Source organism: Campylobacter concisus (genome assembly GCF_002092845.1).
GTDB lineage: Bacteria > Campylobacterota > Campylobacteria > Campylobacterales > Campylobacteraceae > Campylobacter_A > Campylobacter_A concisus_AQ.
Window position 1 is genome coordinate 68,323 of the sequence record NZ_LVXF01000041.1, and the last position, 10,233, is coordinate 78,555.

The window sequence follows — 10,233 nt, forward strand, 5'->3', positions numbered from 1 at the left end:
TTTTCTCATTTTTGCGAATTTTTTGTATAATTATAGCCAAAACTTAAAGGAGGAAAGATGGCTGAAGAAGTTGAAGAGAAAAAAGCAAAAAAAGGTGGCAATGGTGCATTAATGATAATTATCATTGCGATATTTGTTTTGCTGCTAGTTATTGGAGGACTAGTCGCGTTTTTGATGCTTAGTTCTGACGAGCCAAAAGAGGCAAATATGATGCAAGCACCAGCTCAGACTCAAACGCAGTCCATGCCAGCTCAAAATAAGGCAAAGCATGGTAGCAACGACTATTCAAATATGGGACCGATATATCCACTTGATCAGTTTATTGTAAATTTGCTTAGCGAAAATGGCTCAAGATTTCTTAAAACAAAGATCGATATGGAGCAAAGCGATGAGTTGCTAACTCCTGAGCTTGATAAGAAAAAAGCACTTTTAAGAGATATTATTATCAGAACACTTTCATCAAAAACCTACGAAGAAGTAAGCACTGCAAAGGGCAAGGATAGGCTAAAAGACGAGATCGTCGGCAAGCTAAATGAAGTGCTAAATGATGGCTACATCAAAAACATATTTTTTACTGATTTTGTGGTGCAATGATAGGCATTGATATCGTTAAGATAGATAGAATTTCAAAACTTAAGGCTCGTTATGGCGAGCTTTTTTTAAAAAAATTTCTTAGTGATGACGAGATCGTGCTAGCAAAAAATGATGCGACTTTGGCTGGATTTTGGGCGGCCAAAGAAGCAGCTAGCAAAGCCCTTGGTGTGGGGATTAGTAAAGAGTGTGGTTTTTTAGACATTGAGCTTAGCAAAGACGCAAAAAATGCACCAAAGATAAAATTTAGCACAAAAATTTATACAAATTTTAATATCAAAGAAGCAAGCCTTAGCATAACTCACGATGGCGGATTTGCCGTAGCTGCAGTGATGATTGTCTAAAATTTATGCATTTTTACAAAGCTTTTTAATATCTTTTAGCTACTTCTGATAAATTTAAAAAACGTATTTTTATAAAATTTTTTAAAGAAAAGACGATATCTTTAATTAAGATTTAATGGAGCCAAAGAAACTAAGGATAGTAAAATGCAAATTTCTAATAATCTCCCAACTACTAACTACCTCTCAAGAGAGAACATAGCAAGAGAGATGGGCTTTAAATTTAATGATATAAATGAGATACTTAGTAACGATATGGGTCATGGCATGACATTTCCTAAGTATATGAGCCTAGACGATAAAGCTAAAGCAAGGGAATACGACAGATATGATCACTCGCTTACTGGCTTTGTAAAAGGTGAAGGAGAGGCAAGAGTAAGCATACTTGGTAAGCTAATGGGCTATGACGACTCTTTTTCAAAAGATGAGATAGATGAGCTAAAGAAATTTATAGATGATAGTAGTGCTTTAGGGCTTGAGAGAGCTTTTGGTGACTCAGAGACTTTATCCGTTAATGAATTTATAAAAAGATATACCAGAAAGCATGGTTTCTCTGACTTTACCTTTGGTGGAACAAAAACAGCCGAGTTACTTGATAGCGATATGAGCGTTGATGAGTTTAAAGCTAATTGGACTAAATTTGCACTAAAGAAGCGCTTTGGTTTAGAGCTTGACGAGGAGTTAGCAAAAGAGACTATAAATTCCATTAATGATCTTGAAACACAAAACGAAGAAGATAAAAAAGAGAAGAAATTTACACCTATACAAGTTACTAAAAAATCTCACACCTATAAGCTTGAAGCCGATGAGAGATTTAAAGAGCTTTATAAATTTATAAAGAGTGAATTTGATAGTGGCAAGAGCATGTTTGAAATTTTAGAAAAAGTGGCAAAGCTTAAAGTGGATAAGAGGGCATAGGTATTTTATAAGCAAAGAACGGAATTTTTATAATTTAAATTTCAAAGAAAAAGCATAGATGCTCACAGATTTATGTAAAAGATAAAATTTCAAAAAACATGGCCTAGCCAGCAAAGTATTGATATTAAGTCGCCGGCAAGACAAATTTACATCCACTCAAGCACTTGCGTGATATCTTTTGCGTAAAAGCACTTTAATCCTTGCGTGTCAAGCGGCTTGTTTGGGATGATAGCATTTTTAAATTTCTGCATTTTTGCCTCTTTTAGGCGCTGATCTAGGTTGAAAATTTCTCTTATTTCGCCGTTTAGGCTTAGCTCACCGATGAATACACTATCCTTGCTAATAGGGCGGTTTTTGAAGCTACTGATTATCGCTGCGATGACGGCTAGATCGGCCGCAGTTTCGCTTATCTTAACTCCACCTGAGACGTTTATAAAGACGTCGTAGTGCCCAAGTGGGATCTCTAGCTTGCGCTCAAGAAGTGCTAGCAGCATATCTAGGCGGTTTCTCTCAAAGCCAGTCGAGCTTCGTTTTGGATAGGCGCTTTCGCAAACAAGCGCCTGAATTTCGATGCTAAGCGCTCTTGAGCCTTCCATTATGATAGTTATCGCACTGCCACTCATCGCTCCGCCACGTGTGAAAAATTTACTAGAAACCTCGTTTGCGCTCACGAGCCCGTGCTGGCTCATCTCAAATATGCCAACCTCGCTTGTCGAGCCAAAGCGGTTTTTAAACCCACGCAAGATTCTTAGCTCTCTGCTCGCGTCACCCTCAAAATAAAGCACCACATCGACCATGTGTTCAAGCACTCTAGGCCCTGCGATCGAGCCCTCTTTAGTTATGTGTCCGATGATGAAAACGCAGATATTTTGACTCTTTGCAAGTCTCATCAGCTCAAATGTGATCTCGCGAACCTGCGTGATCGAGCCTGGAGCGGAGCTTATATTTTGGCTATAAAGTGTTTGTATGGAGTCAATTACAAGCACCTTGTAGTCGCTCTTTTGCACTTCTAGCAGGATATCTTCTAGGCAAATTTCAGTTAGCAGGTATAAATTTTTATCCACCGCATTTAGCCTATCAGCTCTCATTTTTATCTGGCTTTGGCTCTCTTCGCCGCTTACATAGAGCGTTTTTTTACCGTCTTTTGCTAAATTTGAGCCGATTTTTAGAAGCAAGGTTGATTTGCCAATTCCTGGACTGCCACCTATTAAAACTAGCGAGCCCTCGACTACGCCACCACCAAGAACAAGGTCTAGCTCGCTATCTTTGGTGCTAAATCTCGTAAAATTTTGAATTTCAACTTCGTCTATGCTTATGGCTTTGCTAGGTGCGCTAGTGCTTTTTGCTATCTCTTTACTTATCTTTATCTCTTGCTGGCTAAGCTCGACAAAGCTATCCCAAGCCCCACATTGTGGGCATTTGCCCAGCCATTTTGCTTGTTGATTACCACATGCTTGACACTCAAAAACTGGCTTTGCTTTTGCCATAATATATCCTTTTTAAAATTTCAATTATCATCACTCCAAAGGCCGCTCCGATCATGTCAGCCACGATGTCAAGCAGGCTAAAGCTCCTGTTTGGTAAAAATGCCTGAACGAGCTCTATTTGCACACCAAAGGCTAAAAGTAGGGCTAAATTTTTTAAAATTTTAAAATGATAGCCAAGATAGAGCAGTGTATAAAGGATGAAAAAAGCTAAAAAATGGTTTGCTTTATCCCACGAATTTTCGATGATAGTAGGAGATTTTGGAGTAAACGCAAGAAAATCGATCGCCAAAAGAGCGATAAAAAAGCAAATTTTACTAAGAAATTTTACTCTACTCAAAAATAGCGTCCATCAGCTCGTCTAAAAACTCATCTGGGTTAAATTTGATGATATCATCCATTCTTTCGCCAACGCCTATATAAAATATAGGTAGTTCAAGCTCTCTTGCCACACCAAATAGTGCTCCGCCCTTTGCGGTGCCGTCAAGTTTTGTGATGATGACGCCATCAAGCGAGACGATATCGTTAAATGCTTTTGCTTGTGCAACTCCGGCGTTACCTTGCGTGCCATCAAGAATCAAAATTTTGCGGTGGGGCGCTTTTTCGTAGGCTTTTTTGCTAATTCGAACGATCTTTTCTAGCTCGTTTGCTAAATTTGTCTGGTTTTGAAGTCTGCCGGCTGTGTCAAGGATGACTCGGTCGATACCTTTTGCAAGAGCTGAGCTGATCGTATCGTAAGCAACAGCCGAAGGATCATGCCCTTGCTGTGTGGCGACTATTGGCACATTTAGCCTAAGCGACCACTGGCGCAGCTGCTCGATAGCCCCAGCTCTAAATGTATCACAAGCGCCTAAAATGACGCTTTTGCCATTATTTTTATATAAATTTGCAAGCTTTGCGATCGTAGTCGTCTTGCCAGCACCATTTACGCCAAGGATGAGATCGACAAATGGCTTATCTGGCTCTATCACGCGCTCTTTTTCGTAGATAAAATAGCTACTCATAACGCGCCTAAGATCAGCTCTACTTACTTCATCTTGTGGCGGCAGGTAGTATAAAATCTCCTCCACGATCTCATAGGCTACGTCAGCTTCAAGTAAAATTTCTTCTAAGCTTTCTTTGTCTATCTTTTTTGACTTCTTCGCTGAGCTTATCGCTCCAAAAGTCTTCTCAAAGCCTTTTTTTAGAAAATCAAGCATTATTTTGTTGCCCTATTTATGTCATTTTCAAGCATCTCTTCAGGCACAAGACCAATGTAGCCTTGAACGTAGTCACCATTTGCTTTAAAAAGTGCTGACGCAGGCAAACCTTTTATGCCGCCCATCGCTTTTTCAAATAAAAAATTCCCCTCGCCGACCGCGACTTCGTATTTTATTTTATATTTTTGAGCAAAATCTTTTATTTCATCTTCACTTTTATCTTCAAGTAGCACACCAACGATATCTAGCTCGTTTTTAAATTTCTCGCTTAGGTTGTTTAAGTGTGGGATCTCAGCCTTGCACGGAGGGCACCAAGTGGCGAAAAATACGTAAAGAGTTGCTTTTTTACCATCTTTTACGTCAAAGCCATTGCTTCTTTTTGTAATCTGCATAGTTGTGCCATTTAGCAGCTTTAGATTTATCTCTTTTATCTCGCTATCTTGGACACTTTCGCTCATTTTTGGAGTGAGTGAGTCTTTGCTTAAATTTTCATCTTTGCTGGCATTTTTATCTAAAATTTTGCCCTGCGTTTGTTCGCTTGTATTTTGCTCGTTTTTTTGCTTGTTCTCGTCGCCGCATCCAAAAAATGCAAAAATGCAAAGTGATGTTATAATTACTCGTTTTAATGTCATAAATTTCCTTTTGAATAAGATTTCAGGATTATACAAGAAAGAGCATAAAATGAGCGTTAATTTAGAAAAAAATGAATTTAGAAAAAATGCAAGAGCAAATTTAATGAAGCTTACTAAATTTAAGGCCAAATGCTCGCACTGTAAAGCTACAAAAACGCTTTTAAAATTGATAAATTTTACAAATTCTAAGAAAGTACTGTTTTATTTGCCGCTTAACTACGAAGTCGATGTGCTTAAAATAAGGCGAAATTTATCACATAAATGTGAAATTTTTGCCCCTTTTATGGTAGGTCTTAGCTTAAAGATGGTAAGATTGCGACTGCCATTTATAACTTATAAATTTAACGTCAGACAGCCATCTGGCAAAAAAATGAATAATGTTAAACTCGATATGGCGGTAGTTCCAGCGATTGGGGTTGATGGAGCTATGGCAAGGATAGGGCATGGAAAAGGATTTTATGATAGATTTTTTGACTCTTTGCCCATTAAGCCAAAACGGATAGTTTTTCTTGAGATAAAAGACTTTTACACCAAAGATGTGCTTTCAAATGCACAAGACGCGGTAGCAGACTTTTATATAACCCCAAATAAAAATTATATAAAAAGAGGAATAAATGATAGAGGTTTTAATAGGCTTAGGAGCCGGTGTGGCGGGCGTTGGAGCAGGGTATCTATACGCTAAAAAGATAAATGATGCAAACTACAACATCTTCTTAGAACAAGCAAAAGCAAAAGCAAAAGCTATCGAGTATGAGGCTGAGCTAACGCTTAAAAATTCTAAAATTTCAGTACAAGAGGCTGAATTTGAGGCTAAAAAAAGATACGATGACAAGACGACAAAGCTTCAAAAAGAGTATGCAAGTAAATTTGATGAACTAGCTAAAAAAGAGAAAATTTTGCTAAATGAGCAAGAGCTTTTAAACGAAAGTAAAGAGCTTTTTGAAAAGGATAAGCAAGATGCAAAAATAACTTACGAAGAGGGTTTAAATTTAAAAGCGACTTATCAAAACAAAGTAGAAGAGGCGATAAGGGTACTTGAGCACGCTGCTGGCTTAACAGAAGAAGAAGCAAAAGAGGTCGTGCTTAAAAAGGTCGAGGAGAAGTCTCGTGCGGATATCGCTCATATCGTTAGAAAATACGAAGAAGAAGCAAAAAGAGAGGCTAAAAAGAGAGTTAATTACATCTTGGCGCAGGCTACGTCAAGATTTGCTGGAGAATTTGCGGCTGAGCGTCTGATAAATGTCGTAAATATTAAAAACGATGAGCTAAAAGGTAGGATCATTGGCAAAGAGGGACGTAACATCAAGACCCTTGAAATGGTGCTTGGCGTTGATATTATTATTGATGACACGCCTCATGCGATCATACTAAGCAGCTTCAATCTTTACAGACGTGCGATCGCAACAAGAGTGATCGAGCTTTTGGTGGAGGATGGAAGAATTCAGCCAGCAAGGATAGAAGACCTTCACAAAAAAGTGACTGAAGAATTTGAGCAAAGTATACAAGAAGAGGGCGAAAATATCGTCATGGATCTTGGTCTAAATAAAATTCATCCAGAGATCGTAAAACTAATAGGCAAGCTTAAATTTAGAGCAAGCTATGGTCAAAATGCCTTGGCTCATAGCCTCGAAGTAGCTCACCTTGCTGGCATCATTGCAGCTGAGTGTGGTGGAGATGAGAAGCTTGCAAAAAGAGCTGGCATACTTCACGATATCGGTAAGGCGCTAACTCACGAGTATGAGGGCAGTCACGTTGATCTTGGAGCAGAAATTTGCAAACGCTACAAAGAGCATCCAGTTGTCATTAACGCCATCTACGCTCACCACGGCCACGAAGAGGCAACAAGTATAGAAAGTGCGGCTGTTTGCGCAGCTGACGCACTAAGTGCAGCTCGTCCAGGTGCAAGGCGCGAGGTACTTGAGAGCTTCTTAAAGCGTGTCGAAGAGATCGAAAACATTGCAAAAAGCAAAGATGGCATCAAACAAGCTTATGCGATAAATGCAGGCCGTGAAATTCGCGTCATAGCAAACGCTAAGCTCATAAACGACGATGAGGCCGTGCTTGTAGCAAAAGAGATAGCTCAAGAGATCGAGAGCAAGGTGCAGTATCCTGGTGAGATAAAAGTAAGCGTCATCAGAGAGACTCGCGCTGTTGATTTTGCAAAATAACGGCAAGATATGAAATTTCTTTTTTCAATTTTATTATTTTTTTCACTTGGCTTTGCCAGCGAGGAGCTCGTGCTAGACTCGGCAAACTCGTTTATAACAACGATGAGAGGTGCTAGAAACGCTCCTATAAAAGAGCTAATCGAGCAGTCAAAAGCGACTATCATCTTTCCAAGTGTTAAAAAGGTCGGTTTTGTTGTTGGTGGCATGGGCGGAGATGGCATCATGGTTGTTGGTAACATTAACTCGCCAAGTGAAATTTTACCAGTTAGCATAAGTGGCGGCAGCATCGGTATACAGCTTGGTTATGAAGATAGTTCGCTTGTGCTTTTTATATTTAAAGATAGCATTATCCACGATATTAAAGATGCCAAGATCACGCTTGATACAAAGCTATCAGTAGCTTTTGGTGACATTGGACGCAATTACAGTAAAGTAAGCGATTTTAAATTTTCAAGTGATATTTACGCATATGCCGCAAATGATGGTTTTTTTGCTGGAGCTAGCTTTGGTGGAGCAGTCATCAGTGCAAAGGAAGAAATTTTAAAGCAAAGTGGCTATGCCTATGAACAGCTAATAGCCTCTGCATCTAAACTTTTAGGAGATTAATGCAAGATATCATAAACTCAGTTTCAACATACGGCTATATTGTATTGTTTTTTTATAGCCTTGGTGGCGGCATGGTTGCATTAATCGCCGCTGGAATTTTAAGTTTTGCTGGCAAGATGGATATCGCTCTTAGTATAATTGTTGCTGCTGTAGCAAATACAATCGGTGACACACTAATTTTTTATGTCGCAAGATTTAATAAAAACTCACTTATGCCTTATATCAAAAATCATAAAAGAAAGCTTGCTTATGCAGGAATTTTGGCCAAAAAACACGGCGATAAGATAATATTTATCAAAAAATTTATCTACGGAGTTAAAACTTTGGTTCCTATCGCGCTTGGACTTACGAAGTATTCATTTTATAAATTTAGCATTATAAATTTGATCTCGTCAGTGCTTTGGGCGATCATTATCGGATTTGCCAGCTTTAAAGCGGGTGATTATTTTGTAGGTGCAAGCGACTATCTTGGCGAGCATGGATATATTATGCCTCTTGCTATGGTTTGTTTGTTGCTTGGAATTTGGTTTTTTTTACAACATATTACAAAAAGGAGAAAAGCATGAAAAAGGTTATATCTGCTTTAATCGTAGTTATCGTGGTAGCCATTGGAGCGGTTTATTTTGCTTCAAATGAGGTGGAGAAAAACTATCAAAGGATAGTGAATGATCTAAATAATATTAAGGGCTTTAAAATTTCTAATAACAATTATAAAAAAGGATTTTTTGGCTCAAAAGGATCATTTGATTTTAGTGTTTCAAAAGATCTTTTGGAAAATATATTTGGTAAAAATGTAAATGAGGATTTGGTTTTTAAAGTAGAAAATGAAATTTCTCATACAGCGCTTGCTTTTATAGATGGCTTTGAAATAGACTCAAAAATTTCTATTCAAAACGATATGATTAAAAACATTATCGCAACATTCATGGGTTCAAATGTCATTGCAACAACTAAAACAAAAGTTAGCCTAACTGGTGATAAAGATGTAGATATCAAATTTAGCAATATTGAATTTAATGATAAGCAAAAAACTGCCGTTAATACAAAAGATATAAAGATTGGTATGACGCTTGATTCAAAAGATAGTATAAACAGCTTAAAGGTTGAAGCAGATAAGATTGTTTTGAAAGATTTTAGTGAATACAATAAAGTTGATCTAAATATCGAAGGGTTTTATATTGACTCAAGCTATAAAGAGCCAGTTAAGTTTTCAAAAATTTTAGAGAGTCAGCTTGTACCTTATTTGGCAAAAGTTAAATTTAAAAGGGTGTCTTTCGCATCTAATGATATAAGTAATATCTTGATAGATGACTTTAAGTATGATTCAAAATTTGAAATCTCAAATGATCTTGGAAGATCGGACGATGTTATAAAAATAGGTATAGTAGCAGTTGATAAAGTAAAATATACAGATTTTGTCTTTGATAGCAAAATCGCAAATATCAATGTGCCTGCATTAAATAATGTATTAGACAAGCTTAATAATTTAAATAATGAAGAAAATTATAATGTTTTAGCTGGATTAAATTTTGATGAGATAATAGATCAAATCTTAGAAAAGAATCCAAGTATAAAAATAGATACATTAAGCTTTAAAAAAGGAGATAAGGCTTTAAAGCTAAATTTGGATGCAGCAGTAAATGGCTTTAAAAAGGGAACAAATCAGTCAGAAATTTTTGATAAATTATCTCTTAGTGGAAAAATAAGTGTCGATGAAAGCCTGACGAACTTTTTTGATACACTAGTGCCAGAAGTAGCTTTTGTTGAGCCTACTTTGATATCTGCTGGATATTTTAAAGAAGAGGACAAAAAAGTAATAAGTGAATTTAAATATGACCCAAACAAAAAAGATATTATATTTAATGGAAAAGTTGGACTTCAAAATTTCTTTATGGGTTTTTAAAAAATTAGCCTGATTTTTATCTGCATTTAAGCATCACTTCTATATACTTCACTTTCTGTTTTGCAAAACGCAGAGCAGAAAGTTCTTTTAATTTACAATTGTTAAACTATTAGTCAATCTTTGAAATCTAAACAAGTGATCGATTGAGCCAGTCTATTATTTTATAATTATAATAGATTAGACAAACTAATAAATAAAACTAAAAGTTTTTTTGATTAAAAACTTCATAATAAAATCCTATCAAATAAATTTTGCTAGGTAATTAATATGGAGAGTTTGATCCTGGCTCAGAGTGAACGCTGGCGGCGTGCCTAATACATGCAAGTCGAACGGACAAGTAAGAGCTTGCTCTTATGAGTTAGTGGCGCACGGGTGAGTAATGTATAGCTAA

At 37.1% G+C, this 10,233-nt stretch carries 12 protein-coding genes and 1 rRNA gene; 9 read left to right on the forward strand and 4 right to left on the reverse strand.

Annotated features, from left to right (window positions below; genetic code table 11):
- The first annotated feature begins 57 nt into the window (after nucleotides 1–57).
- The 3 genes from fliL to A3854_RS09910 all read left to right on the forward strand — a co-directional run bounded on the left by fliL (nucleotide 58) and on the right by A3854_RS09910 (nucleotide 1,850).
- Nucleotides 58–594 (forward strand): flagellar basal body-associated protein FliL, encoded by a 537-nt coding sequence (gene fliL / locus A3854_RS09025; protein WP_084042196.1) that lies wholly within the window; start codon nucleotides 58–60, stop codon nucleotides 592–594.
- Nucleotides 591–935: a holo-ACP synthase gene (gene acpS, locus A3854_RS09030; RefSeq protein WP_084042197.1), complete on the forward strand. Its 345-nt coding sequence runs from the start codon at nucleotides 591–593 to the stop codon at nucleotides 933–935. Before fliL ends, acpS begins: the two co-directional genes overlap by 4 nt.
- A gap of 144 nt (nucleotides 936–1,079) precedes the next feature.
- Nucleotides 1,080–1,850 (forward strand): hypothetical protein, encoded by a 771-nt coding sequence (locus A3854_RS09910; protein ID WP_084042198.1) that lies wholly within the window; start codon nucleotides 1,080–1,082, stop codon nucleotides 1,848–1,850.
- A gap of 146 nt (nucleotides 1,851–1,996) precedes the next feature.
- On the opposite strand, the gene radA is transcribed toward A3854_RS09910, so the two are convergent.
- From radA to A3854_RS09055, 4 genes are read right to left on the reverse strand one after another with little or no spacing between them, the layout of a single operon-like run.
- Nucleotides 1,997–3,337: a DNA repair protein RadA gene (gene radA / locus A3854_RS09040; protein WP_084042199.1), complete on the reverse strand. Its 1,341-nt coding sequence runs from the start codon at nucleotides 3,335–3,337 to the stop codon at nucleotides 1,997–1,999.
- Nucleotides 3,312–3,674 (reverse strand): VanZ family protein, encoded by a 363-nt coding sequence (locus tag A3854_RS09045; RefSeq protein WP_084042200.1) that lies wholly within the window; start codon nucleotides 3,672–3,674, stop codon nucleotides 3,312–3,314. Before A3854_RS09045 ends, radA begins: the two co-directional genes overlap by 26 nt.
- Entirely contained in the window at nucleotides 3,667–4,533 is an 867-nt protein-coding gene (gene ftsY / locus A3854_RS09050) for a signal recognition particle-docking protein FtsY (RefSeq protein ID WP_084042201.1), read from the reverse strand. The genes A3854_RS09045 and ftsY overlap by 8 nt, the downstream gene beginning before the upstream one ends.
- Nucleotides 4,533–5,165 carry a TlpA family protein disulfide reductase gene (locus tag A3854_RS09055; protein ID WP_084042202.1) on the reverse strand — a complete coding sequence of 211 codons (633 nt, stop codon included), beginning with the start codon at nucleotides 5,163–5,165 and terminating at the stop codon, nucleotides 4,533–4,535. The genes ftsY and A3854_RS09055 overlap by 1 nt, the downstream gene beginning before the upstream one ends.
- 49 nt (nucleotides 5,166–5,214) lie before the next feature.
- On the opposite strand from A3854_RS09055, the gene A3854_RS09060 reads away from it, so the two are divergent.
- From A3854_RS09060 to A3854_RS09085, 6 genes are all read left to right on the forward strand, one after another.
- Nucleotides 5,215–5,847 carry a 5-formyltetrahydrofolate cyclo-ligase gene (locus tag A3854_RS09060; protein ID WP_084042203.1) on the forward strand — a complete coding sequence of 211 codons (633 nt, stop codon included), beginning with the start codon at nucleotides 5,215–5,217 and terminating at the stop codon, nucleotides 5,845–5,847.
- Complete coding sequence (gene rny / locus A3854_RS09065; RefSeq protein WP_072594345.1) at nucleotides 5,780–7,333, forward strand: ribonuclease Y; 1,554 nt, start codon at nucleotides 5,780–5,782, stop codon at nucleotides 7,331–7,333. Before A3854_RS09060 ends, rny begins: the two co-directional genes overlap by 68 nt.
- A gap of 9 nt (nucleotides 7,334–7,342) precedes the next feature.
- Nucleotides 7,343–7,939 carry a lipid-binding SYLF domain-containing protein gene (locus A3854_RS09070; protein ID WP_084042204.1) on the forward strand — a complete coding sequence of 199 codons (597 nt, stop codon included), beginning with the start codon at nucleotides 7,343–7,345 and terminating at the stop codon, nucleotides 7,937–7,939.
- On the forward strand, nucleotides 7,939–8,505 hold the full coding sequence (locus tag A3854_RS09075; RefSeq protein ID WP_084042205.1) for a DedA family protein: 567 nt from the start codon (nucleotides 7,939–7,941) through the stop codon (nucleotides 8,503–8,505). Before A3854_RS09070 ends, A3854_RS09075 begins: the two co-directional genes overlap by 1 nt.
- On the forward strand, nucleotides 8,502–9,842 hold the full coding sequence (locus tag A3854_RS09080) for a DUF945 family protein (protein ID WP_084042206.1): 1,341 nt from the start codon (nucleotides 8,502–8,504) through the stop codon (nucleotides 9,840–9,842). Before A3854_RS09075 ends, A3854_RS09080 begins: the two co-directional genes overlap by 4 nt.
- A gap of 264 nt (nucleotides 9,843–10,106) precedes the next feature.
- Nucleotides 10,107–10,233: ribosomal RNA gene (locus A3854_RS09085) — 16S ribosomal RNA — on the forward strand; the annotation flags it as partial.

Excerpts from the sequence above, each read along its gene's own strand:
- A3854_RS09060 (WP_084042203.1), top strand. The coding sequence starts at position 5,215 with ATGAGCGTTAATTTAGAAAAAAATGAATTTAGAAAAAATGCAAGAGCA.
- A3854_RS09910 (WP_084042198.1), top strand. The coding sequence starts at position 1,080 with ATGCAAATTTCTAATAATCTCCCAACTACTAACTACCTCTCAAGAGAG.
- A3854_RS09070 (WP_084042204.1), top strand. The coding sequence starts at position 7,343 with ATGAAATTTCTTTTTTCAATTTTATTATTTTTTTCACTTGGCTTTGCC.
- ftsY (WP_084042201.1), bottom strand. The coding sequence starts at position 4,533 with ATGCTTGATTTTCTAAAAAAAGGCTTTGAGAAGACTTTTGGAGCGATA.
- A3854_RS09075 (WP_084042205.1), top strand. The coding sequence starts at position 7,939 with ATGCAAGATATCATAAACTCAGTTTCAACATACGGCTATATTGTATTG.
- A3854_RS09080 (WP_084042206.1), top strand. The coding sequence starts at position 8,502 with ATGAAAAAGGTTATATCTGCTTTAATCGTAGTTATCGTGGTAGCCATT.
- A3854_RS09055 (WP_084042202.1), bottom strand. The coding sequence starts at position 5,165 with ATGACATTAAAACGAGTAATTATAACATCACTTTGCATTTTTGCATTT.
- rny (WP_072594345.1), top strand. The coding sequence starts at position 5,780 with ATGATAGAGGTTTTAATAGGCTTAGGAGCCGGTGTGGCGGGCGTTGGA.
- fliL (WP_084042196.1), top strand. The coding sequence starts at position 58 with ATGGCTGAAGAAGTTGAAGAGAAAAAAGCAAAAAAAGGTGGCAATGGT.
- radA (WP_084042199.1), bottom strand. The coding sequence starts at position 3,337 with ATGGCAAAAGCAAAGCCAGTTTTTGAGTGTCAAGCATGTGGTAATCAA.
- acpS (WP_084042197.1), top strand. The coding sequence starts at position 591 with ATGATAGGCATTGATATCGTTAAGATAGATAGAATTTCAAAACTTAAG.